Consider the following 23,860-nt stretch of genomic DNA (forward strand, 5'->3'; position numbering starts at 1 on the left):
CCCTATGACAAGGCCATCGAGGTCGACGCGGCGGCGCACCCTACGATGACGGGGTGTCCGAGCTGCCCGCGTCCGTGCGCCTCGCGCTGTGGGTGACCGCCTCGTGGCGCGGCGACCTCGCGACGACGGAGGCCCTGGCGCGGGCGTTTCCCGACCTCGACCACGTCGCCGGCGACCTCGCCCGGCTCGACGTGTGGCGCGACCTCGGGGAGCGCGCCCTGTTCGTGGCGCTCCCCCGTCCCGGCGACATCAGCCGTATGCCGCGTGGGTCCTCCGCGGCCACCGCACACGCCGCCGACGCCGGCGAGTGCGTCTTCGTCGCGGGCATCGGGGGCGTCCTCGTGCCGACGCTCTCGGAGTTCGGTCCCGAGGGGGACGTGGGCGTCAGGGCCGACTGGACGGCCTATGAGGCGGACCCGCTCCCCCGTCACCGGATGGAGATGCTCGACCTCCGGGAGATCGAGCGGGACCTCATGAGCCGGCTGCGTGAGCACACGGTGCGGTTCGAGCAGGTGGGCGGTCACCCCTGGGGACACGAGGCGCGCGCCGAGGCGCAGGCCGACCTCGACACGGCCCTGTGGGGCATCCCGCCCGAGACGTCCGGACGGGCCCTGCGGATCATGGCGCTGGCGGCCAGCCTCTCGCGCCTGGCACACCGCAACGCCGACCGGACCTCGTTGGGCTCCGGAGGGCTCGATGCGGGGACCACGGCGAACCGCACGCGCCTGCTGCGCGACCTCGCGGCCGACGCCGACGCGGCCCTCGCGGACGCGACGAACGTCGCCGTCATGTCGATCGCGGGATGGCGCCCGGCCTGACCGTCTGTCCGGCTAGGCCTAGGGAGCCGACGTCCCGAGCTGCACGAGCAGCGCTCGGGCGTAGGCACGTTCGGCGTCGATGTCAGCGTGGCGCTCGACCGCGCCGTCGCGCCCACGGGCGGACACGGCATACCCACCCTCGAGCTGTTCGAGGGACACGAACGCGTCGCCGAGCAGGTGGCGCAGCTGGTCCTCGCGCGGGAGCCAGACGGCCTTGTCCTGCTCGACGCTGTCGAGGGCCCACTCGGTGGTGCCGTTGAAGCCGATGACGTCGCCCGTCGTGAAGTGGTGGACGTCGACCGTGATCTCGCTGATGACGAACACGTCGTCCTCCATGCCGTTGACGGCCACGACGAAGCGGTCCCCGGAGACGGGCTCCCACGTCAGTCCCGCGTCGGAGAGCCGGCGGGCGAGCTCGATGGTCAGCATGTTCTCCATCGTCACATCCCCCCGGGACTTCGCCAAGCAACCCTAGATTTGGTCCATGACGGAGCACCCTGAGCTGAAGTCGCTGGACGAGAGCACCTTCGAGACCGTCCTCTGCGTCGTCGCGCACCCCGACGACCTCGAGTACGGCACGGCCGCCGCGGTGGACAAGTGGGTCCGGGCGGGCAAGACCGTGACCTACCTGCTGGCCACCCGTGGCGAGGCGGGCATCGACGGCGTGCGGCCCGAGGAGGCCGGCCCGCTGCGCGAACAGGAGGAGCGCGACGGCGCGGCGAGGGTCGGGGTCGACGTCGTGGAGTTCCTCGACGGTTTCACCGACGGCGTGGTCGAGTACGGCCTCGCGCTGCGTCGCGCCATCGCCCGCGAGATGCGGATCCGGCGGCCCGACCTGGTCATCACCACGACGTACGCCGACCGCTTCCCCGGTGGCATGGTCAACCAGGCCGACCACCGGGCCGTGGGCCTCGCCGTCGTCGACGCCAAAGCCGACGCGGGCAACCGGTGGATCTTCCCCGAGCTCGTCGACGAGGGCCACGAGCCGTGGCAGGTCGCCCGGCTGCTCGTCGTCGCCGACCCCGAGCCGACGCACTTCGTCGACGTCTCGGACCACTTCGACGCGGCGGTCGCGTCACTGTCGGCCCATGACGCCTACCTCGCGGGCCTGGGCCCCGACTACCCCCGGCCCACTGAGCTGCTCGGCATGATCCTCGGCGGCCCGGCAGAGGTCGTCGGCGTGCCGTATGCCGTGACGGGTCGCCTCGTCGGCGGCTGACCTGCTCGCCTGGGCGACGACTAACCCAGCGCTCCGACCGCCGTCCGGACGGCTGCCAGGTCGTCGGCGGTGACGCCCTCCGGACGCATCACGGCATTCCAGGCGTCGACGTACTCCGTCGTGTACTTGTGGCCGTGTCCGGCAGGGACCCCGGTCGAGAACGGGAGGTCGGCGGTCACCTGCCAGAAGGTCACGAACGGCATCCAGAACATGCCCTGGAGCACGTCCTTGCCGGCAGCCTCACCGATCCAGTCGGGCTCGTTGAACACGAGGTGAGGGCTCCACCACACGATCGGGTCGGACGGGTGCATGAGGTAGAGGACGCGGGTGCCGTCCCACGGCTGGCCCTCGGGCGGGATCGAGTCCCCCGGGTCGGTCGCGAACCGCACCGTCCGCCCGTTCTTGTAGACGGGCTGGATCTCGGGACTGCCGGGGTCCCGCTGGTCGCTGAACTCACGGAACAGCGTGTTGAAGTTCGGTGGCCCCGCGAAGACCGTGCCCGCGGTCCGGTTGCGCAGGTCGTACTCGCCGCTGAAGGCGGTCTCGCCGCCGAACGTCCCGAGGCTCTCGCCCGACACGAACAGCTTCGGCCGGGAGTCCTGCGGCAGCTGCGACCACCGGTCGTAGACCGCGTCGAAGAGCGCCCGACCCGCCTCGCGGGCCTTGGACTGGTCGACGAGGAACGAGAGCCACGACGGCAGGTACGAGTACTGCATCCCGACCGTGGCCGCGTCGCCGCCGGTCAGGTACTCGAAGGGGGCGACCAGTGCCGGGTCGACCCACCCGCTGCCCGTGGTCGTCACGACGAGCAGGTTCAACCGTTTGAAACCACCCGCCCGCTCGAGGTCGTCGACCGCCAGGGCGGCGCGCTGTTCGGCGTCGTCGGCCGAGTCGAGGCCGGCGTAGGTTCGGATCGGTTCCATCGCGGGGTGGTGGACGACCCCCTCGATGTCGCTGGCGGTCGGACCGCCTGCCGCAAAGGTGCGGCCCTCGCGACCGAGCGACTCCCAGGGGACCATCGAGCCCGGCCCTCCCGACCGGAGGCCGGTCGTGGGCTTGACGACCCCCTCCTGCGTCACGGTGTTGCCCACCGAGAAGGCCTCGTCCATGGCACCCACGAGACCGTCGATGAGGATGCCGCTGATGACGAGGTAGGTCATCGTCGTGACGAGGACCCAGCCCGTCGCGCCCGCAGCCCGCCGCCCGAACTTGCGGCTCAGCAGGTCCGCGACCCAGTGGTAGACGCGTCGGATGCCGCGGCCGATGAGCAGGAACACCGCGAAGAAGAACACGGCGACGAAGGGCGAGAGGACGACGAGGGCGATGTTGTACTCCGTCACCCCCATGAGGCTCCGGATCTCGTGCTGCCAGTACTGGCCGAGGCCGAAGAAGACGACCAGGAGCCCGCCGCCGCCGATGAACAGGGCACGCCAGGACCAGGGCTTGGGCGGCCGAGGCTCCCGGTCGGCGAAGGCGCGCCACAGCCATGCGCCGAGGACTCCGAGGCCGTAGCCGATGGAAGCGGTGATCCCACAGACCAGGCCCTGGATGAAACCACCGCGCGGGAGCAGCGACGGCGTGAACGACAGGGCCGCGAAGAGAACCGCGCCCCAGCACCCGGGGAGGGTGAAGTGGAGCCACCTCCGGAGACGTCCGGCGCGCGGCTCCTGCTCCGGGACGCTCGTCTCGTCGTCCTCCGACCCACGGTGACCACCGGTCAGCGCGTCGTTGCCAGCCACGTCAGTCGCCATCTCGAGCTCGATCCGGTCAGCGGGTTCGGGAAGTGTCAGGCGAACATTCCCACGGCTTCCGGCCCGACACCACCGGAACGCCGGATTCGCGACCCCTTCGGGCCCTGTCAGTCAGCCGCGGGCCCGGGCCTGCTCCTCCTCGCGGAGTCGAGGCTCCGTGCGCCGCTCGGGGTGGATACCGCGCTTGTCGCGGTAGAACGCACGCACCTTGTCCATGTCGGCGACCACGTCTGCCGTGGCCCTCATGGTCGGACCGAATCCGGCTGTGCGAGAAGGTCCGTCGATGAAGGCCAAGGCGATGGGCAGACTGGCTGCCCGCCCGATGCGCCAGAAGCCGGACTTCCAGTACCCGCCCTTCGTGCGGGTGCCTTCCGCGGCCAGGACCAGCAGGAACGGCTCCCCGCTGCGGGCCTCCCGGACGAGCCCGCGCACCACGTCGCCGGGGTGGTCACGGTCGATCGGGATGCCACCGAGGCGCGGCAGGAGCCATCCGAGCGGGCCCCGGAAGAGCTCCTTCTTGATCAGGACCCGGGGTGTCACCCCGCCCCGCCACATGACCAGGAGCATCATCACGAAGTCCCAGTTGGACGTGTGCGGGGCACCGACGAGGATGCCGGTGCGGGGCACGTCGCCCACCGCGGTCCACCCGGTGAGGCGCAGCACGAGGCTGGCCAGTCGACTCCTCATGGCGTTCCTCTCGGGCCTGCGGCGGTGGTCCGCCTCCTCCAACCTACGCGCAGTGCACGCCGAAGCAGAGGTGTCGGGTCGGGACGGGACCCACCGGCGCTCCCCCGCGGGCCTACACCGCCACCCGTCAGCTGCCGAGGACTGCCCGGTAGACCTCGAGCGTGCGGTCACCGATGGAGGCCCACGAGAACGAGTCGACGGCGCGTCGGCGACCGGCCCGACCGAAGGCGTGGGCCCGGTCGACGTCGGAGACCGCGTCGGTGAGTGCCGCCGCGAGGTCGGACACGAAGCGGTCGGGGTCGACCGGCGTGCCGGTGCCGTCCTGGACCTGGTCGATCGGCACCAGCCACCCGGTGTCGCCGTCGACGACGACCTCGGGGATGCCGCCGGTCGCCGTGGCCACGACGGCCAGCTCGCACGCCATGGCCTCGAGGTTGACGATCCCGAGCGGCTCGTAGATCGAGGGGCAGGCGAAGACGGTGCCGTGGGTCAACAGGGCCACGACCTCGTTGCGGGGAAGCATGTCAGGGATCCAGATGACACCCTCGCGTCCGGATCGCAGCTCGTTCACGAGCCCCTCGACCTCCGCGAGGATCTCCGGCGTGTCGGGCGCCCCGGCGCAGAGGACGATCTGGACGTCGGGTGGCAGCTGCGCGCACGCCCTCAGCAGGTAGGGCAGGCCCTTTTGGCGGGTGATGCGGCCGACGAAGACCACCGACCGCTTGTCGGGGTCGACTCCATGGCGCCGAACGGTCTCGGTGGCCTCGGCCGAGCGGTCCGCCGACCACAGCTGCGAGTCGATCCCGTTGTGCACCACGTGAACCCGCGCCGGGTCGAGCGACGGGTAGCTCTTGAGGATGTCCTCGCGCATGCCCGCACTGACTGCCACGACGGCGGCAGCGGACTCGTAGGCGGTGCGCTCAGCCCACGAGGACACGCGGTAGCCGCCACCGAGCTGCTCGGCCTTCCAGGGCCGCATCGGCTCGAGCGAGTGCGCGGTCACGACGTGCGGCATACCTCCGAGGAGCGAGGCGAGATGTCCGGCCATGTTGGCGTACCACGTGTGCGAGTGGACGAGGTCGGCGCCGATGCAGTCGCCGGCCATGCTGACGTCGACACCGAGGGTCTGCATCGCGGCGTTGCCCCCGGCGAGCTCCGGGAGGTCGGGGTACGCCGTCGTCCCGGTCTCGTCACGAGCGGTCCCGAAACAGCGGACCTGCACGTCCATGTCACCCCGCGCCCGCAACGCCCGCACGAGCTCTGCCACGTGAACACCCGCACCTCCGTAGATGGCCGGCGGGTACTCCTTGCTGAGGATGTCGACGCGCACGTTCCGACCCTAGTGCCGCTTCCATCCCGCGGAGCGGAAAGCTCCGCCGATCTTGCGTGCTGAACCTGTCGACCGACGGACGCCTGCCCTAGGGTGGCGCTCATGGCCCGACGAAGCCCAGCTGCTGGTCCGAAAGTCCTCGCGATCGTGCTCGCTGGCGGTGAGGGCAAGAGACTGATGCCTCTGACCGCCGACCGGGCCAAACCCGCCGTGCCGTTCGCCGGCATCTACCGGCTGATCGACCTGGCGCTCTCCAACGTCGTCAACTCCGGATACCTCCAGGTCGTCGTGCTGACGCAGTACAAGTCGCACAGCCTGGACGCGCACGTGACGAAGACGTGGCGCATGTCGACGCTCCTCGGCAACTACGTGACGACGGTCCCGGCGCAGCAGCGTGTCGACAAGAACTGGTACCTCGGTAGTGCCGACGCGATCTACCAGAGCCTCAACCTCATGCACGACGAGCGGCCCGACATCGTCGTCGTCGTGGGCGCGGACCACGTCTACCGCATGGACTTCGGTGCCATGGTCGAGCAGCACCTCGAGACGGGCGCCGCCTGCACGGTCGCGGCCATCCGCCAGCCGATCTCGCTCGCCGACCAGTTCGGCGTCATCGAGGTGGATGACGCCGACCCGTCGAAGATCGCGGCGTTCCTCGAGAAGCCCAAGGACCCGAAGGGCCTGCCGGACAACCCCGGCGAGGTGCTCGCGTCGATGGGCAACTACGTCTTCACGGCCGCAGCGCTCGAGGCGGCCGTCATCGCCGACCACGACAACGAGGCGAGCAGCAACGACATGGGCGGCGACATCGTGCCCTACTTCGTGAGCCGCGGAGAGGCCGGCGTCTACGACTTCAAGGACAACGAGGTTCCCGGCGCCACGGACCGCGACCGCGGCTACTGGCGCGACGTCGGGACCATCGAGTCCTACTACGACGCCCACATGGACCTCATCTCGATCCACCCGGTCTTCAACCTCTACAACTACGACTGGCCGATCTACACCAGCCACAGCCCCTACCCCCCGGCGAAGTTCGTCCACGGCAGCGGCGACCGCATCGGAGAGGCGCTCAACTCGGCGGTCTCCCCCGGCGTCGTCGTCTCGGGTGCGCACATCTACGCCTCGGTGCTCTCGCCGCTCGTCAAGGTGCACTCGTACGCCAGCATCCAGGGTTCGGTCATCCTCGACGGTGTCGAGGTCCATCGCCACGCGCAGATCCGCCGCGCGATCATCGACAAGAACGTCGTCATCCCCGAGGGCTGCCAGATCGGCATCGACCACGAGCACGACAAGGCCCGCGGTTTCCACGTCACCGAGACCGGCATCGTCGTCGTGGGCAAGGGACAGCTCGTCACGCGGTGACCGTCGATCGGCGGGCGTCCCTCGTAGGTGTCGGCCGATGACATCTGCAAAGGTCTGACCATGACTTCGAACGCCACGAATCCCCCAGCCAGCGCGACGGACTCCCGACGGGCGCGCGTCGGGATCCAGATCCCGCCACAGCACGCCACCTGGGCCCAGATCCGCCGGACCGCGGCGACGCTCGAGGAGATGGGCGTCGACGTCCTCCTCAACTGGGACCACTTCTTCCCGTTGAGCGGTGACAGCCGCGGCCTGCACTTCGAGTGCTGGACGATGCTCGGCGCCTGGGCGGAGTCGACGGAGTCCGTCGAGATCGGCGCCCTCGTCACGTGCAACAGCTACCGCAACCCGAGCCTGCTCGCCGACATGGCACGCACCGTCGACCACATGAGCGAGGGCCGTCTGATCCTCGGGATCGGCTCGGGCTGGAAGCAGCTCGACTACGACGAGTACGGCTACGAGTTCGGCACGGCCGGCGGACGCCTCGACGACCTGGCGCGCGACCTGCCGATCATCCGCGACCGGTGGACCCGGCTCAACCCCGCTCCGACCCGTGACATCCCGATCCTCATCGGCGGCGGCGGCGAGAAGAAGACCCTGCGCATCGTCGCCGAGCACGCGAACATCTGGCACGGCTTCGGCGGCCCCGAGGAGATCGCGCACAAGCACCGGGTTCTCGACGAATGGTGTGCGCGCCGCGACCGCGACCCGCTCGAGATCGAGCGGTCCGCCGGCGTCGCCTTCGTGCCGGGCCGCAACCCGGACCAGTCGGGCGACTACGCCAACAACGCCCAACAGCTCCACGACATCGGGACGCGCCTGTTCACGGCGAGCGTCGCCGCAGCGGACCCGGACCTCGCCCGTGTCCGGGACCTGCTCCAGTGGCGCGACGAGGTCAACGCGGCCCGCGTGCGCCGGGCGAGCGACACGCCGTGACGTGCTGACCGCGACCTTCTGGGGACTCGTCGGCGGCGCGGCACTGCTGATCGGCGCCCTCCTCGGCCTCTACGCCCGCGCCTCGTACCGCGTCATCGGCCTCGTCATGGCCTTCGGTGCGGGCGTGCTCATCAGCGCGGTCGCCTTCGAGCTCACCGAGGAGGCCTTCCGGTCCGCGGGGGCCGCGCCTGTCGTCATCGGCCTCGTCAGTGGGTCGCTCGTCTTCTTCGTCGGCGACTGGCTCATCGACCGTCGCGGGGGCCACCGCCGCAAGAGCCCGACCGGCGAACCGCAGCAGGGCGCCGGCGCGATGGCCATGGTCCTCGGGGCCCTGCTGGACGGCATACCCGAGTCGGCGGCCATCGGTGTCAGCGTGCTGGGCGGCGGGGAGGTCGGCATCGCGATGGTCGCGGCCGTGTTCCTGTCCAACGTGCCCGAGTCGATGTCGGCCAGCGCCGGCCTCAAGCGGGCAGGCCGCTCGACGGGCCAGATCCTGCGCCTGTGGCTCGTCGTCATGCTGGCCTCAGGACTGGCCGCGGGCCTCGGCTACGTCCTGCTCGAGGGTGCGTCGCCGTCGGTCGTGGCCGGGATCCAGACCTTCGCCGCAGGCGCCATCATCACGATGCTGGCCGACACGATGATGCCCGAGGCCACCGAGCACGCCGGGCGGCTCGTCGGGCTCGTGACGATGCTCGGCTTCGCCCTCGCGTTCCTGCTGAGCGCGCTGGGCTGACGCGTCCGGGAGGCCAGCGGGCGGCATACGCCCTCCCGGCGCCGACGTGACGGGCCGTATGCCGGAAGGTGGCGCGGGCGCGGACGCGCGCTCACTACCCTGACCCGGGTGACCGAAGCGAACAGCACGGACGGAACGGACATCCAGACCCTGAGCGTGACCGTGACGGGCGACGACCGCCCCGGTGTCACGGGAACGCTGCTCGGAGCGCTGTCGGGCGTCGACGCGGAGGTCCTCGACATCCAGCAGGTCGTCGTCCACGGGCACCTCACCCTGACCGTCCTGCTGCGTCCCGGCGCGCACGTCGACCAGCTGCGTGACGCCGCGGCGATCGCCGCCCACCGTCTCGGCCTCGCGCTGACCGTGGTCGAGGGCACCGGCGTCAACGCGCGCTCGCGCCAGGGGCGCGCGGCCGTCGTCGTCCTCGGCGCACCCCTCAGCGCCGACGCCGTCTCGCTCGTCACGACGTGCATCGCCGACCACGGCGCCAACATCGACCGCATCCGGCGGCTCTCGCGCTATCCCGTGACGACGGTCGAGTTCGACATCTCGGGTGCCGACCTGGCGTCCTTGCGCACCGAGCTCGCGCTCGTCGCGACGTCCGAGGGCATCGACATCGCCGTCGCGCCGGGCGGGCTCGCGCGGCGGGGCCGACGGCTGGTCGTCCTCGACGTCGACTCGACGCTCATCCAGCAGGAGGTCATCGAGCTGCTCGCCGCGCACTCCGGCCGCGAGGCCGAGGTCGCCGAGGTGACCGCGCGCGCGATGGCGGGCGAGCTCGACTTCGAGGAGTCGCTGCGCGCCCGCGTGGCGACCCTGGCGGGCCTGCCGGAGTCGGTCCTCGACGAGGTGCGCGAGTCGGTGCAGCTGACCCCGGGCGCCCGGACGCTCGTGCGGACGCTCAAGCGGCTCGGCTTCACGGTCGGGCTCGTCAGCGGCGGCTTCATCGAGATCGTCGGCGAGCTCGCGGACGACCTCGGGATCGACCACGCGCGGGCCAACCGCCTCGAGATCGAGGACGGCCACCTCACGGGGCGCGTCGTCGGTGAGGTCGTCGACCGGGCCGGCAAGGCCCGGGCTCTGCGCGAGTTCGCGGAGCAGGAGGGCCTGCCCCTCAGCCGCACCGTCGCGATCGGCGACGGCGCCAACGACCTCGACATGCTCGACGTCGCGGGGCTCGGGGTCGCCTTCAACGCCAAGCCGATCGTGCAGGAGCAGGCCCAGACCGCGGTGAACGTGCCCTACCTCGACTCCGTGCTCTACCTGCTCGGTATCTCCCGCGAGGAGATCGAGGAGGCCGATCTCGACGACGGCACGCCGACCCAGGCTCCGCCGGTCCCGCACGCCGGTCACTAGGCTGGCGCGATGCAGTCCGTGGCCCCCTCGTCCGTAGCCCCGAACCCGAACGGCGTCCGCCGCACGCTGCTCATCATCGGCGGTGCCGAGGACCGGATCGGGCGGTCGGTGGTGCTCAAGCGCTTCGTGAAGCTGGCCGGCGGTCGGCGGTCGCACATCGTCGTCATCCCCACGGCGTCCTCGTACGCCGAAGAGGTGTCCGAGGCGTACCGCGACGTCTTCACCCGGCTGCGCGGTGGTGAGTACTCCGTCGTTCACCCGCAGACGCGTCGCGACTCGAGCGACCCGGCGATGGTCGAGGCGCTCGACGCCGCGACCGGGGTCTTCATCACCGGTGGCAGCCAGGTCAAGCTGGCCCAGAACATCGTCGGCACGCCCGTCGGCGACGCCGTGGTGCGCGCCTACGAGCGGGGCGCCGTCGTGGCCGGCACGTCGGCCGGCGCCTCGATCATGAGCCGCTTCATGATCTCGCTCGGCGAGGAGGGCCTGACGCCGAAGCAGCGCGCCAGCCAGATCTCGGCCGGCCTCGGCCTCATCGAGGACGTCATCATCGACCAGCACTTCGACCAGCGAGGCCGCTACGGCCGCCTCATGTCGATGGTCGCCGCCTCCCCCAACCTGCTCGGCATGGGCATCGACGAGAACACGGCGGCCGAGATCCGCGGCGGCAGGGTCATGTCGGTCATCGGGGCCGGCTCGATCTTCGTCGTCAACGCCCGCAACGCCATCACCGACGCCCCCGACGCGCGGCGCGGTGCGCCGCTGCTCGTTTCGGGCGCGGTCGTGCACTCGCTGCCCACGGGCAGTACGTTCGACCTGGACCACGTCGAGCTGACCGCGTTCGTCGAGCGTCACCCCGACATCGAGGGTGCGGTCGTCCCGGCCAAGGTCCGCGCGGCGCGCTCGTCGACGAGCAGCGCCGCCCACTGAGTCCCGTTCGCCCAGCCGCACCGCACCGCACCGCACCAACGGTCGACCGGGTATGCCGCACGGCACGTCCCGCACGACCCCGTAGGAGGAGATCCATGGCCGTCGAGGTACCCACCCCCACAGGCCCGGCCCGACCGGACCTGAAGATCCTCGAGACCCGGATCTACCGCGGACCCAACGTCTGGTCCTACCAGCAGGCCGTCCACCTCGTCGTCGACCTCGGCAGCCTCGAGGAGTACCCCACCGTCTCGCTGCCGGGCTTCACGGACCAGCTCGTCGAGCTCGTGCCCGGGCTCGAGCGCCACACGTGCTCGCTCGGGCGCCGCGGCGGCTTCATCGAGCGGCTGCGCGAGGGCACCTGGCTCGGTCACGTCGCCGAGCACGTGGCGCTGCAGCTGCAGACCCTGGCCGGCCACGACTCGCGCCGTGGCAAGACGCGTGCAGTCAAGGGCAAGCCGGGTCAGTACAACGTCGTCTACAGCTACACCGACGAGACCGTCGCCGTCGCCGCCGGCAAGCTCGCGGTGCGCCTCATCAACCACCTCGTCGAGCCCCAGGACGGCTTCGACTTCGAGACAGAGTTCAACGCCTTCCTCCGCCAGGCCGAGCGCGTCGCCTTCGGCCCCTCGACGGCCGCCATCCTCGAGGAGGCGGCCTCCCGCGACATCCCCTACATCCGCCTCAACTCCGCCTCGCTCGTCCAGCTCGGCCAGGGTGTCCACGCCCAGCGCATCCGCGCCACGATGACGTCGAAGACGGGCGCGCTCGCGGTCGACATCGCGAGCGACAAGGACCTCACGACGAAGCTCCTCGGCTCGGCAGGTCTGCCCGTGCCCAAGCAGGAGGCCGTGCGCACCCTGCGGGGTGCCCTCGAGGCGGCTCGCCGCATCGGGTTCCCCGTCGTCGTCAAGCCGCTCGACGGCAACCACGGCCGCGGCGTGTGCCTCAACCTCATGAGCGACGCGGACGTCGAGAAGGCCTACGACATCGCCAAGTCCGAGTCGCGGCGCGGCACGATCATCGTCGAGTCCTTCGTGACCGGTCGCGACTACCGCTGCCTCATCGTCGGCGGCCGCATGCAGGCCATCGCCGAGCGCGTCCCCGCTCACGTCATCGGCGACGGCACCCACACGGTCGCCGAGCTCGTCGACATCACCAACGCCGACCCCCGCCGCGGTGTCGGTCACGAGAAGGTGCTGACGAAGATCAAGGTCGACGCCAACGCGCTCGAGATCCTCGCCGGCCAGGGGCACACGACCGAGTCCGTGCCGCCCGAGGGCGAGATGGTCAAGCTCGCCCTGACGGGCAACATGTCGACCGGTGGCATCTCGATCGACCGCACCTTCGACGCACACCCGGACAACGTCGAGATCGCCGAGGAGGCCGCCCGCATGGTCGGGCTCGACGTCGCCGGCATCGACTTCATCTGCCCCGACATCACCTACCCCGTCCGCGAGACGGGTGGCGCGATCTGCGAGGTGAACGCGGCGCCCGGCTTCCGGATGCACACGCACCCGACCGTCGGCGAGCCGCAGTTCATCGCCAAGCCGGTCGTCGACCTGCTCTTCCCCCCGGGTGCGCAGTCGCGCGTGCCGATCGTCGCCGTCACCGGCACCAACGGCAAGACCACGACCTCGCGCATGATCGCCCACATCTTCAAGGGCCTCGGACGCAAGGTCGGCATGACCTCGACCGACGGCGTCGTCATCGACGAGCGGCTCGTCATCAAGGCCGACGCCTCCGGCCCGCGCTCGGCCCGGATGGTCCTGCAGAACCCCCGCGTCGACTTCGCCGTCATGGAGGTCGCCCGGGGCGGCATCCTGCGCGAGGGCCTCGGCTACGACCGCAACGACATCGCCGTCGTCACCAATGTGGCTCCAGATCACTTGGGGCTCAAGGGAATCGACACCCTGCGTCAGCTGGCCGACGTCAAGGCGGTCATCGTCGAGGCCGTGCCGCGCGACGGCTTCGCGGTGCTCAACGCCGACGACCCGAACGTGCGCAACATGCGCCGCCGCTGCTCGGGTGGCATCGTCTGGTTCTCGATGGCCGAGCCGGGCAGCGAGACCCGCGAGTTCGTCGACGACTACTGCCGCCGTGGCGGACGTGCCGTGGTGCTCGAGCCGAGCGAACGCGGCGAGATGATCGTCATCAAGCACGGCCGGCGCAGCATGCAGCTCGCCTGGACCCACCTGCTCCCGTCGACGTTCGGCGGCGCGGCGCGCTTCAACGTCGCCAACTCGCTCGCGGCGGCGGGCGCGGCGTTCGCCGCAGGGGCCCCGCTCCACGACATCCGTCAGGGCCTGCGCACCTTCGCGACGACCTACTACCTCTCCCCCGGACGCCTGAACCTCGTGCAGGTCAACAACGCCGACGTGTTCGTCGACTACTGCCACAACGCGGCCGGCATGAAGGAGCTCGGCGCCTTCGTCGACCGCTACGCCGACCAGAAGCAGCGCCAGGCCGATCTCGGCAAGACCTCGCGCATCGGCATGATCGGTGCGGCGGGCGACCGGCGCGACGACGACATGCGCGAGCTCGGGGCGGTGGCCGCGCAGCACTTCGACGTCATCGTCATCCGTGAGGACGAGCGCCTGCGCGGCCGCAAGCCCGGCGAGACCGCTGAGCTCGTGGCCGAGGGCGCCCGCGCCGCCATGCGCGAAGGCGCCCGCTGCCGGCAGGTGGAGATCGTGCTCGACGAGCTCGACGCCGCGCGGCACGTGCTCGCGCGCACCAACCCGGGCGACCTCGTCGTCATGTGCGTCGACCAGCACGCGCTGGTGGTCGCCGAGCTCGAGGAGCGCACCAAGCACGCCCAGGCCGGCGCCCGCATCGGCACGGCCGCGGCCGCCACGAGCGACCCCGACCTCGACCCGAGCACCCTCACCGAGACCGCCGAGGCGGAGGGCGACGAGGCGGAGGGCGAGGCCCTCGGCGCCGTCCCGTCCGAGTCGCAGCCGGACCAGGCGGACGACACCGCCATCTGAGCAGGCTGCGGATCAGTCTGCGGCTGTTGCTTTCGCGGGGGCCAGCTCGTCGGCGTAGGCCCGCAGGGCGCGGCGGTAGGCCTGTGTGTCGACGTCGGTCGTCGCTTCGAGCGTCGCCCGGATGAGGTCGGCGACGGCTTGGCGCTCCTGGCCGAGGTCGGCCTGCACGAGCGCCCTGAGCATGAGCGCCGCGGTGTTGTGCGGCCGTGCCTCGAGGACGTCGGCGACGAGTCCCTGCGCCTCGGCGGTCCGTCCGACGACGCGCAGGCTCGAGGCGAGCTGCAGCTGGGCCCGGTGCCGGTGCGGCTCGCGCAGGCCGCCCGCGAGGGCGTCCTCGTAGAGACCGATGGCGCCCTGCTCGTCGCCCATCGCGTCCTTGACGCCGGCCAGCTCGAAGACGAGACGTGGGTCGCCCGGGTGGCCGTCGACGAGCTCCTGCGCGGCAGCGAGCCTGGTCTGATGGTCGTCGCTCTCCCAGAGGGCCGCGATCTCGGCCTCGAGCTCGTGCTCACCGCGCGCGGCCACGACCTTGCGGCGGATCGAACGGGCATCGTCGACCTTGCCGCCGTGGGCGCGGATCCAGCCGTCGACCTCGGTGCGCTCGGCGTGGCACATGAGCGCGATGACGTCGCCGTCGAGCGCGTGCGGCACGAGAGCCTCGAAGGACTCGAGCTCGGTGTCGTAGCCGGGCACGTCGAGGACGCCGACCTTGGCCAGGCCGTCGCGGAAGAGACCGAGCAGGTCCTCGACCTCGCGTCCGCGCAGGTAGTGGCGGGCGACCTTGAGGACGACCTCCTCGGCCCCGCGCCCGGCGATCTCGCCCATCGCGACGATCGCCTCGTCGGCGCGGTCGCCGGCGCAGCCCAGTCCGAGGCGGACGGCGCCACCCGGTGCGGCGAGCCCGCGTGCGACGTCGAGCAAGGCCTCGAGACCGGCCTCGTTGTGGGCCATGTCCATGATGACGGTCGCCTTGCCCCCGCTCGGGAGCGGCAGCGAGTAGGTGTTGAGCCGGCCCCAGTTGTGCTCGGGGTCGGGGGCGAAGGTCCGAAGTCCGTCGACCACGGCCGAGCGCGGGACGCCGAGTCCCAGGGCGGCGGCGGCACCGGCCAGCGCGTTGGCGATGTTGTTTCGCGACAGGCCGCTCAGGGTCATGGGGACGTCGACGATCTTGACGAGCCGGTCGGGGTCCCCGTTCGGCGACAGGACGACGATCTCGCCGTCGAGCACGGTGATGCCGCGGCCGCCGGAGTTGATCGACTCCCAGAGCGCGGGCGACGCGGGGTCGAGGCTGAATGCCCACGGCTTGGCCCTGATGCCGAACCGCATGGCCCAGACACGGGGGTCGTCGCCGTTGAGCACGACCCACCCCTGCGGCTTCGTCACGGTCGTGACGATCGCCTTGACCTCGGCCAGCTGGTCGAGGGTGTCGATGCCCTGCAGGCCGAGGTGGTCGGCGCTGACGTTGGTGACGACGCTGACGTCGTTGGTCGTGACGCCCATGCCCTTGAGGAGCATGCCGCCGCGGGCGGTCTCGAGGATGCCGATGTCTAGACCGGGCGTCTCGAGCACGCCCCGCGCCCCGGCCGGCCCTGAGAAGTCGCCCTCCTCCTTCGTCTCCCCCATGACGACGACCCCGTCGGTCGAGCTCCACGCCGTCGTCAGGCCTGCGCTCATGCACATGTGCGCCATGAGCCGGGTCGTCGTCGTCTTGCCGTTGGTGCCCGTGACGGACGCGACGGGGACGGTCGGCGTGAGGACGCTGGGTCCGGGACCGTCGGGCGCGGCCAGGATGACGGCCGCGGCCTCCTCGATGACCTCGTCGGCACGCCTGGAGGGGTCGAGCAGGCCGGCCATGACGGCGCCGAACTGCTCCCCCGCGACGCGGCCCCGCGTGCGGTGCACCCACGGGAAGGCGAGCACGACGTCCTCGACGGTCTGACCCGCCCGAACGCGTACGCCCAGACGGCCCGCACCGATCTCGGTGCCCACGCGACGCGTCACGGTGCGGATGACCCGCATGACGAAGCGCTGGCGCAGGGCCGTGCCGCGCTTGCCGGGGCGCGCGGAACGCATCCCGAGCCGACGGGCCAGGGCCTCGGCGTCGGTGCGCTTGAGGTCGAGGTAGCCGGGCACGTGCAGGATGACCTTGATCGCGGGCCGGGCGAAGTAGAGGTTGGGCCCGTCGAGCACCCGCACCTCGTCGACACGGACCTGCGGCACCGCCTCGGGTTCGGTCGTCGTCAAGGGGCTGGACTCGGTCCCGGCGTGAGGCATGGGCAGGACTCTAGCGAGAGCACCGGAGGGCGTGCGCGGTCACTGGCCCATCGCGTGGACGCCGCCGTCGACGTGGATGATCTCGCCCGTCGTGGCGGGGAACCAGTCGCTGAGCAGCGCTGCGCAGGCCTTGGCCGCCGGCACCGGGTCGTTGACGTCCCAGCCGAGCGGGGCACGGTCGTCCCAGACCTTCTCGAACTGCTCGAAGCCGGGGATCGACTTGGCCGCCGTCGTGCGGATCGGGCCCGCCGCGACGAGGTTGCAGCGCACGTCCTTGGGGCCGAGGTCGCGGGCGAGGTAGCGGTTCGTCGACTCGAAGGCGGCCTTGGCCACGCCCATCCAGTCGTAGACCGGCCAGGCGAACTTCGCGTCGAAGGTCAGGCCGACGACGCTGCCGCCCTCCGTCATGAGGGGCAGGGTCGCGACGGCGAGCGACTTGAGGCTGTAGGCCGAGATCTGGAGCGCCGTCGAGACGTCCTCCCACGTGCCCTCGAGGAAGTTGAAGGCACCCTGCGGCGCGAAGCCGATCGAGTGCAGCACGCCGTCGAGCCCGTCGACGTGCTCGCGCAGGCGCTCGGCGAGCGTGTCGAGGTGCTCCTGGTCGGCGACGTCGAGCTCGATGACCACCGGGGTCTCAGGGAGCCGCTTGGCGATGGTCTGGGTGATCTTCATCGTCCGGCCGAACGAGGTGAGCACGACCGTCGCGCCCTCCTGCTGGGCGATCTTGGCCACGTGGAACGCGATCGAGCTGTCCATGAGGACGCCGGTGATGAGGAGCTTCTTGCCTTCGAGGATTCCCATGCCTGCGACTTTCTCGAGTGGGTGGGGACGCTTGCTGCGCAAGGACGTTCGCGGCATACGGGAGTATGCCGTGTGGTGGGCTCAGTGCCCCATGCCGAGCCCGCCGTCGACCGGGATCACCGCGCCGGTGATGTAGGCGGCGTCGTCGCTCGCGACGAAGCGCACGACTGACGCGACCTCCTCGGGCGTGGCGAAGCGGCCGGCGGGGATGTTGGAGAGGTAGGCCTTCTTCTGCTCGTCGGGCAGTACCGCCGTCATCTCCGTGTCGATGAAGCCGGGCGCGACGACGTTGGCGGTGATGCCTCGGCCGCCGAGCTCGCGCGAGATGGAGCGGGCGAGACCGACGAGGCCCGCCTTCGACGCGGCGTAGTTGGTCTGGCCGGGCGAGCCGTAGAGGCCGACGACGCTGCTGATGAGGACGATGCGCCCGCGACGCTTGCGGATCATCCCGGTCGCCGCGCGGCGCGCGCAGCGGAAGGCACCGGCGAGGTTGGTGTCGATGACGGAGTCGAACTCCTCGTCGCTCATGCGCATGAGCAGCGTGTCGCGGGTGATGCCGGCATTCGCGACGAGCACCTCGACCGGACCACCGAAGATCTCCTCGGCGGCCGTGAACGCCGCGTCGACGGAGGACGAGTCGGTGACCTCGCACGTGACGCCCTGCAGCCCCTCCGGGGGCACTCCGGAGCGGTGGGTGATGACGACGTTGTCGCCGGCCTCGGCGAAGGCCCTGGCGATCGCCAGTCCGATGCCGCGGTTGCCTCCGGTCACGAGTACGTTGCGCGCCTCGGTCGTTGACACTGTGCTTTCCTCCATCCGTCCGGCGGCTGCCGGCTCGCTGCCTTGACCCGAAACCTAACGGACTACCGAACGGTAGACAGCACGGTGCCGTAGGCGTGGGACGGGCTTATGGTTGAAGGGTGCCAAGAGCCAAGAACGAACCGGTCGTCTACTCCGTCACCTCGGCGTCGACCTCCACGACGGACGACCAGGACCAGCGCGTCCGTCGCTACCTCACGATGATGGGCATCCGCATCGTCTGCTTCGGGCTGGTCTTCGTCACTTCGGGCTGGCTGCGCTGGACCGCCATCCTGGCCGCGGTCTTCATCCCCTACGTCGCCGTCGTGCTCGCGAACGCCGTGAGTCCCCGCCAGCCGGGCAGCATCCAGTCGGTCGTGCCCCGCGACGACACGCAGCGCCTCGAGCAGTGAACGGACCGCTCTCCCTGTCCCCCACGGACGGCGCCGTCGACGAGCACGTCTGCAGCGCCAAGGGATGCCGTGCGACGGCCGTCCACGCGGTCGTCTGGAACAACCCGAAGCTGCACACCGCAGGTCGCCGCAAGGTGTGGCTGGCGTGCGAGGACCACGAGAAGTCGCTCGCCGACTTCGTCGCCCTGAGGGGCTTCCTCATCGAGGTCGTCCCGGTCGGGGCCCTCACCGACGCCGACGGGTGACGGCCGCCGCCTGCCGGGACGCCGGTCAGAGCTGCGTGTTGAGGTAGCGCTGGAGCTGCGCGACGGTGCGGCTGTTCCACGTCGTGGCGCCGTCGAGCGACATCCCGAGGTAGGTCTGCATCGCCGCCATGGAGCGCGGTCCCCAGACGCCGACGACGGGCCCGGCGATCCGGGTCTGCAGCGCGAGGATCGTGGCTCGGTCGAACGTCCCGGTACGGGCGATGCCGAGCCAGCGCTGCAGGGCCGTCGTGGTCAGGGGGCCGAGGTATCCCGTGATCGGCAGTCGTGGCTCCAGCAGTCCGTACTCCGCCTTGACCGTGAGGACGCGCAGCACGGCGGTCTGGACCTTGGCCCGGAAGGCGCTGTCCGACGCCGCCCGTGCGCTCACGGCACCGACCATCGCCGGAACCACCGCCGGGTTCACCGTCAGGACGACGTCGCCGCCCGCACCGATGAAGTCCACGGCGCGCGCCGCAGGCGTCCAGTTGTGCACCTGGTAGGCGTTGCCGAGGTCGTCGCTGACCACGATGCCGGTGAAGTGGAGGTCGCCGCGGATCATCCCGCCGATCACCGTGGGCGAGAAGACCGCCGGACGTGCTGCGTCGATGAGCCGGTAGTAGGCGGACGAGACCATGAGTATCCGCGCTCCGCTGTTGACCGCTGCTCGGAAGGGTGCGATGTCTCCGGACGTCCGGGTCGTCACGGTGTCGGTGACGCCCGCAGAGGTGTCGGTGTTGCCCGTGACCCGGCCGAGTCCCGGGAAGTGCTTCGCCGTCATGGCGAGGCCCGAGGCCCCCATGGCCCTCAGGAACGTCGTGCCCTTGTCGGCGACGACCGACGGGGTGTAGCCGTACTCGCGCTCGTACCTGCCGATGGGCTGGTTCGAGCTGGCAAAGCTCTTCGCGACGGTGTCCATGACCGGTGCGAGGTCGACGTCGACGCCCGAGCGACGAACCTGACGCCCCCACGACGCCGCAGACGCGTACAGCGCCGAGTCGGCCCACGTGCCCTGCGTCAGGGCCGTCGGCATCCGCGAGAACCCCGTCCCCTGCAGGACCTGGACGTAGCCGCCCTCCTGGTCCGTGGCGATGAGCAGGGGCACGGACGCGGTGGCGGACGCGTTCGCCAGGACGTCGGCATGGCTCGTCAGGGCGCGCACGGGAGGGGCGCCCGACGTCGTGCGTCCGGTGAGGACGAGATTGCCGACGTGGTAGCGGACGATGGCGCTCTCGGTGGCCGACCCGAGACCCGTCACCGGACCACCGACCATGAACAGCTGCCCCACCCGTTGTGCGGACGTCATGCGGTCGTATGCAGCCTTGGCCTGCGCCGCAGGCGTCAGGGTGGATGCGACCGCCGCCCCAGAGCGGGGTGGCACTCCGACGCCGAGCGCGTCGAGTGCGCCGAGGAGCAGGAGCGTGCTGACTCCTGCTGTCACACGAGTGATTCGTCGGGCACGCATGGCACTGCACCTGCCGTTCCTGGGCCTGCCGCGACGCACGTCCAGTCTAGGCCGCCGAGCCCGCCGTGAGAACGGGCCGAGCGCGCCGTCAGCCGCCGATGGCGGACATCGGGCGGTCGGGCTGGACGAAGCCCGGGTCCCCGATGCCGTGGCCACGGCGCTTGCGCCACATCTCGCCACGCATCAGACCGAGCAGCTCGTCGTCGGTGGCGCCCTCGCGCAGTGGCCCGCGCAGGTCGGTCTCGGTCGTCGAGAAAAGGCAGTTGCGCACCTGCCCGTCGGCGGTCAGGCGCGTGCGGTCGCAGGCCGCACAGAACGGCGCGCTGACACTGGCGATGATGCCGACGGTCTCGGGGCCGCCGTCGATGAGGAACCGCTCGGCCGGGGCACTCCCCCGGTCGGCTGCCGGCAGGGGGGTCAGCTCCCAGCGCTGCGACAGACGCTCGCGGATCTCGTCGGCGGAGATCATCTGGGCGCGGTCCCAGGCGTGCTGCGCGTCGAGCGGCATCTGCTCGATGAACCGCAGCTCGTAGCCGCGCTCGAGGCACCACGCGAGCACGTCGGCGACCGACTCGTCGTTGATGCCGCGCATCGCGACGGCGTTGACCTTGACGGGCGTCAGGCCGGCGTCGGACGCAGCCTTGAGGCCGGCCTCGACGTCGGCGAGGCGGTCGCGACGGGTCAGCTGGGTGAAGGTCTCGGAGTCGATGGTGTCGAGGCTGACGTTGACCCGGTCGAGGCCGGCCTCCTTCAGCCCGATGGCCACCCGCTCGAGGCCGACCCCGTTCGTCGTCATCGCGATCTTGGGACGCGGCTCGAGCGCGGCGATGCCGGCGACGAGCTCGACGACCGAGCGACGCAGCAGCGGCTCGCCGCCGGTGAGACGGACCTGGGTGATGCCGTCGCGCACGAAGATGCCGATGATCCGCAGCATCTCCTCGTCCGTCAGCATCTCCGCCTTCGGCATCCACGGGAGGCCCTCGGCGGGCATGCAGTAGGTGCAGCGCAGGTTGCACCGGTCGGTGACCGACACGCGGAGGTCGCGGGCCACCCGGCCGAACTGGTCGGCCAGGCCGGCCGGTCGGACGCTCGGGTCGGGAAGGCGGGTCATGAGCTCCACTCTAGGCCGGGTATCGCAGCGACCGGTCGTGTCGTGCTGCCGATGTTGCCCCAGGCCATTGAACTGCGGTTGCGTGACGTGTGTCTGGTTGGTCAGGGCGACCGTGACTGGCCGCCTTCGGACCTCCTGCGAACAATTTTGGATTACGGGTCCGTCAGCCCGGGACCTCAGGCGCCGCTGCCGTCCTTGCGCGGTCGTCATCGTCCGGGAATACCCAGTGGAAGATGTTGGCCGATGTACTCAGAAGCAGCTGTATCTGACCGGCCAACGACCGGCCTGGGAGAGTCTCGGTCGGGCGGACGGTAGTCCGAAATGTGCGTCCCGGAAGCTCATCGTCATGCGGAGCCCGACCGGTGCGTGAGGGCATTCAGCCTTTCGGCTTGTGTTTGCGTCCCTGCTTCCACCAGGTGGTGTCCAGGTGGTTGCCCTGCGCGTCCCATCGTTCCCAGGAGCCGTCCTTCGTGCCATGGTCGAAGGCGCCCCTCTGGAGGAGCACCCCGCTGGCGCGGTACCAGGTCCAGACTCCGTGCAGCTCGCCGCGGTCGTATCCACCTTCGGAGCGGAGACGACCATCGCCGGCGACGTGGCACCAGTGCCCGACCCGATCGCCGTCGAGATACTCCCCGGTCATGGATCCGCCGTGGGGGTCAGGTTCGGACCATCGTCCCGACTTGCGTCCTGCGGCGTCGAAGGAGTTGGGGCGGTCCTCCGAGCTCATGCGGGGCTGATGAGTTGGATCAGGTTGCCGCAGGTGTCGTCCAGGATCGCCGTGACCATGTCGCCCATCGCGGTCGGGGGTTGTATGAATCGGACGCCGTGCTGTTCGAGCTCACGGTGTGCGGCTGCGACATCGTCCACGGCGAAGGAGGTGTAGGGGATGCCGTCGGTGACCAGCGCATCCTTGAAGGACTTCGCGGCCGGGTGCTCGTCCGGCTCGAGAAGCAGCTCGACACCGTGAGTGGCGCCGGGCTCGGCAACCGTCAGCCAGCGATGCTGTCCGAGGGGCACGTCGGTCTTCGGGATGAAGCCGAGCCGGTTGGTGTAGAAGGCGAGGGCCTTGTCCTGGTCGTCGACCAAGACACTGGTGACATGCAGTCGTGCGTGCACGGTGTCGCTCCTATCGCGTTGTCGGCCACCGCCGCGAGATCTCGAGTAGCGGCCGGGTGTTCAGGTGATGGATCTTCGTTCGACCCTCGCGATGCGAGCGGATGAGGTCGACGTCCTCGAGGACCGTGAGGTGCTGGGAGATCGCTTGTCGCGTTGATGAGTTTCCGTGCTTCATGGCCAGGCGTGCGCAGATGTCGAACAGCGTCAAGCCGTCACGCTCGAACAGCTCATCGAGGATCTGACGCCGCGTGGCATCCGCCAGCGCCCGGTACACATCTCCCACCACCCCAAGATAGGCAAGTGAGTGCTTGCCTGTCCAGTGGTGCAGTCAGCAGGCTGGCCTCCCGCCGACACGGTCCCGCATGGGAACCTCATCCGGGAACCCCACAGCTCAGCAGGCCCACACCCGAACGCGCGTCCGCACGGCCAGATCGCGACCGGCACCGTGTTCGAGGTCAGCAGCATCGCCCCAACCGTCAGCGCTCCAACCGTCAGCGCTCCAACCGTCAGCGCTCCAACCGTCAGCGCTCCAACCGTCAGGGCCAGAACCGGTGTGGCCGGACTCGCCGTCCAAGACTCGCTGCCGCGTCTGGACGTGGCGCCGGCCGCAACCCACGCAAGAGTCGCCGGTGATGTCGTCGGGCCCGGCGGACTGCCATCGGTGCCACCCGATCCTGCACTTGATGCTTCGCGTCGTACCCATGGCTCAGGATCTGGCCGGCTGACCTCATCTGTCTGTGCCCGTCGTGACACATCTGCGCGGGTCGCGCCCCCCGGGTGGGCGCCTTCAGCGTGCGACTGGCCTTGGCGACGAATGTGTCGCCGACCCCAGAGACTCTGGCGCTCTGCCTGCTCAACGAGACGCTCAGGTCCGACGAACACCCCAGGTGCGTCAGTTTTCCGCGGGCCGGCCTGTTGGCGTCGGCAGGATCAACAGTCATGACTCAAGTCACCGTGCCACTGCTGCCGGGCGCCAGAAGGGTGCATCCACGTGGCACCGTGTACAGATGACCTTGCCTGTCCTTCGGAGCGTCGATGCGATCACGATCCCAGTGCCTGGGTTGGACGAGGGACTCGCGTTCTACCGTGACCGGCTCGGCCACCAGTTGCTGTGGCGAAACGACGCAGTCGGGCAGGCAGGGCTGGCTCTTCCCGACAGCCGCGTCGAAGTGGTGTTGAGCACGCGACAGCAGATGGAACCCAACTGGCTGGTCGAGAGCATTGACACGGCCGTGCATGATCTCGTGGAAGCCGGCGCCAGTGTCGCAGCGGAACCCGCGACGATCCCTGTCGGCAGAGTGGCGGTCGTCATTGACCCCTTTGGCAATCCGCTCGTCCTCGTCGAGCTCACCGGAGGGTACGAGACCGCGACAGATAGAGGTGCCGACGCGGAATGACATACGGTCCGCCCCCCTGGAGCCTTAGCGCCCTTCCGCCGCGGAAGCGCTCCACCTGGATGGGGCGGGGCGAACTTGTTGCTTCCAGCAATCGCAGGACTGCACGCTTCGGCGCAGCCTGCCTGACCTCGCGT

23 protein-coding genes are annotated in these 23,860 nt (G+C 70.4%); 11 read left to right on the top strand and 12 right to left on the bottom strand.

From position 1 onward, the window contains the following. Window positions 1-53: 53 nt before the first annotated feature. Window positions 54-818, top strand: a complete 765-nt coding sequence (locus tag ASG96_RS13585) for a hypothetical protein (RefSeq protein ID WP_056756971.1) — start codon at window positions 54-56, stop codon at window positions 816-818. Between the two features lie 18 nt (window positions 819-836). Here ASG96_RS13585 and ASG96_RS13590 read toward each other — a convergent pair whose 3' ends face one another. Then, entirely contained in the window at window positions 837-1,256 is a 420-nt protein-coding gene (locus ASG96_RS13590; protein ID WP_369813590.1) for a pilus assembly protein CpaE, read from the bottom strand. Between the two features lie 46 nt (window positions 1,257-1,302). Here ASG96_RS13590 and ASG96_RS13595 point away from each other — a divergent pair, with 46 nt between their 5' ends. Continuing rightward, the gene (locus ASG96_RS13595; protein WP_057588203.1) at window positions 1,303-2,037 is read left to right on the top strand and encodes a PIG-L deacetylase family protein; all 735 of its coding nucleotides are present in this window, start codon (window positions 1,303-1,305) and stop codon (window positions 2,035-2,037) included. A gap of 20 nt (window positions 2,038-2,057) precedes the next feature. On the opposite strand, the gene ASG96_RS13600 is transcribed toward ASG96_RS13595, so the two are convergent. The 3 genes from ASG96_RS13600 to glgA form a co-directional block, all read right to left on the bottom strand. Then, window positions 2,058-3,776: an alpha/beta-hydrolase family protein gene (locus ASG96_RS13600; RefSeq protein WP_235506625.1), complete on the bottom strand. Its 1,719-nt coding sequence runs from the start codon at window positions 3,774-3,776 to the stop codon at window positions 2,058-2,060. A gap of 123 nt (window positions 3,777-3,899) precedes the next feature. Beyond that, window positions 3,900-4,475 (bottom strand): 1-acyl-sn-glycerol-3-phosphate acyltransferase, encoded by a 576-nt coding sequence (locus ASG96_RS13605; protein ID WP_057588204.1) that lies wholly within the window; start codon window positions 4,473-4,475, stop codon window positions 3,900-3,902. A 127-nt stretch (window positions 4,476-4,602) separates the two neighbouring features. Continuing rightward, window positions 4,603-5,805, bottom strand: a complete 1,203-nt coding sequence (gene glgA, locus ASG96_RS13610) for a glycogen synthase (RefSeq protein WP_056756982.1) — start codon at window positions 5,803-5,805, stop codon at window positions 4,603-4,605. A 102-nt stretch (window positions 5,806-5,907) separates the two neighbouring features. Between glgA and glgC the strand changes: the two genes are divergently transcribed. From glgC to cphA, 6 genes are all read left to right on the top strand, one after another. Beyond that, window positions 5,908-7,167, top strand: a complete 1,260-nt coding sequence (gene glgC / locus ASG96_RS13615; RefSeq protein WP_056756983.1) for a glucose-1-phosphate adenylyltransferase — start codon at window positions 5,908-5,910, stop codon at window positions 7,165-7,167. A 60-nt stretch (window positions 7,168-7,227) separates the two neighbouring features. Then, complete coding sequence (locus tag ASG96_RS13620; RefSeq protein ID WP_056756986.1) at window positions 7,228-8,103, top strand: LLM class F420-dependent oxidoreductase; 876 nt, start codon at window positions 7,228-7,230, stop codon at window positions 8,101-8,103. A gap of 1 nt (window position 8,104) precedes the next feature. Beyond that, window positions 8,105-8,836, top strand: coding sequence for a ZIP family metal transporter (locus ASG96_RS13625; RefSeq protein ID WP_056756988.1), 732 nt, complete (start codon window positions 8,105-8,107; stop codon window positions 8,834-8,836). A 108-nt stretch (window positions 8,837-8,944) separates the two neighbouring features. Next, on the top strand, window positions 8,945-10,192 hold the full coding sequence (gene serB / locus ASG96_RS13630) for a phosphoserine phosphatase SerB (RefSeq protein ID WP_056756989.1): 1,248 nt from the start codon (window positions 8,945-8,947) through the stop codon (window positions 10,190-10,192). A 9-nt stretch (window positions 10,193-10,201) separates the two neighbouring features. Beyond that, window positions 10,202-11,122, top strand: a complete 921-nt coding sequence (locus ASG96_RS13635) for a cyanophycinase (protein ID WP_056756991.1) — start codon at window positions 10,202-10,204, stop codon at window positions 11,120-11,122. 95 nt (window positions 11,123-11,217) lie between these two features. After that, window positions 11,218-14,109 carry a cyanophycin synthetase gene (cphA, locus tag ASG96_RS13640; RefSeq protein WP_057588205.1) on the top strand — a complete coding sequence of 964 codons (2,892 nt, stop codon included), beginning with the start codon at window positions 11,218-11,220 and terminating at the stop codon, window positions 14,107-14,109. Between the two features lie 12 nt (window positions 14,110-14,121). On the opposite strand, the gene ASG96_RS13645 is transcribed toward cphA, so the two are convergent. The 3 genes from ASG96_RS13645 to fabG form a co-directional block, all read right to left on the bottom strand. Beyond that, on the bottom strand, window positions 14,122-16,383 hold the full coding sequence (locus ASG96_RS13645) for a tetratricopeptide repeat protein (RefSeq protein WP_082591770.1): 2,262 nt from the start codon (window positions 16,381-16,383) through the stop codon (window positions 14,122-14,124). A 39-nt stretch (window positions 16,384-16,422) separates the two neighbouring features. Further along, window positions 16,423-17,184, bottom strand: coding sequence for an enoyl-ACP reductase FabI (gene fabI, locus ASG96_RS13650; protein WP_056756997.1), 762 nt, complete (start codon window positions 17,182-17,184; stop codon window positions 16,423-16,425). 81 nt (window positions 17,185-17,265) lie between these two features. Further along, the gene (gene fabG, locus ASG96_RS13655; protein WP_057588206.1) at window positions 17,266-18,000 is read right to left on the bottom strand and encodes a 3-oxoacyl-[acyl-carrier-protein] reductase; all 735 of its coding nucleotides are present in this window, start codon (window positions 17,998-18,000) and stop codon (window positions 17,266-17,268) included. A gap of 104 nt (window positions 18,001-18,104) precedes the next feature. Here fabG and ASG96_RS13660 point away from each other — a divergent pair, with 104 nt between their 5' ends. Next, complete coding sequence (locus tag ASG96_RS13660) at window positions 18,105-18,395, top strand: DUF3099 domain-containing protein (RefSeq protein WP_056757006.1); 291 nt, start codon at window positions 18,105-18,107, stop codon at window positions 18,393-18,395. After that, window positions 18,392-18,640 carry a hypothetical protein gene (locus ASG96_RS13665; RefSeq protein ID WP_056757009.1) on the top strand — a complete coding sequence of 83 codons (249 nt, stop codon included), beginning with the start codon at window positions 18,392-18,394 and terminating at the stop codon, window positions 18,638-18,640. The genes ASG96_RS13660 and ASG96_RS13665 overlap by 4 nt, the downstream gene beginning before the upstream one ends. A gap of 25 nt (window positions 18,641-18,665) precedes the next feature. Here ASG96_RS13665 and ASG96_RS13670 read toward each other — a convergent pair whose 3' ends face one another. The 5 genes from ASG96_RS13670 to ASG96_RS13690 all read right to left on the bottom strand — a co-directional run bounded on the left by ASG96_RS13670 (window position 18,666) and on the right by ASG96_RS13690 (window position 22,612). Further along, the gene (locus ASG96_RS13670) at window positions 18,666-20,078 is read right to left on the bottom strand and encodes a glycoside hydrolase family 3 N-terminal domain-containing protein (protein WP_057588207.1); all 1,413 of its coding nucleotides are present in this window, start codon (window positions 20,076-20,078) and stop codon (window positions 18,666-18,668) included. Between the two features lie 112 nt (window positions 20,079-20,190). Continuing rightward, window positions 20,191-21,213: a GTP 3',8-cyclase MoaA gene (gene moaA / locus ASG96_RS13675; RefSeq protein WP_057588445.1), complete on the bottom strand. Its 1,023-nt coding sequence runs from the start codon at window positions 21,211-21,213 to the stop codon at window positions 20,191-20,193. Window positions 21,214-21,589: 376 nt separating this feature from the next. Next, window positions 21,590-21,940 (bottom strand): toxin-antitoxin system YwqK family antitoxin, encoded by a 351-nt coding sequence (locus ASG96_RS13680; RefSeq protein WP_162262043.1) that lies wholly within the window; start codon window positions 21,938-21,940, stop codon window positions 21,590-21,592. Next, a complete protein-coding gene (locus ASG96_RS13685; RefSeq protein WP_056757018.1) occupies window positions 21,937-22,329 on the bottom strand; it encodes a VOC family protein in 393 nt (130 codons plus the stop codon). The genes ASG96_RS13680 and ASG96_RS13685 overlap by 4 nt, the downstream gene beginning before the upstream one ends. Window positions 22,330-22,339: 10 nt before the next feature. Next, complete coding sequence (locus ASG96_RS13690) at window positions 22,340-22,612, bottom strand: metalloregulator ArsR/SmtB family transcription factor (protein WP_056757690.1); 273 nt, start codon at window positions 22,610-22,612, stop codon at window positions 22,340-22,342. Window positions 22,613-23,336: 724 nt separating this feature from the next. Between ASG96_RS13690 and ASG96_RS13695 the strand changes: the two genes are divergently transcribed. Then, entirely contained in the window at window positions 23,337-23,726 is a 390-nt protein-coding gene (locus ASG96_RS13695; RefSeq protein ID WP_057588208.1) for a VOC family protein, read from the top strand. Window positions 23,727-23,860: the final 134 nt, after the last annotated feature.

The organism is Terrabacter sp. Soil810, from assembly GCF_001429645.1.
Classification (GTDB): Bacteria; Actinomycetota; Actinomycetes; order Actinomycetales; family Dermatophilaceae; genus Terrabacter.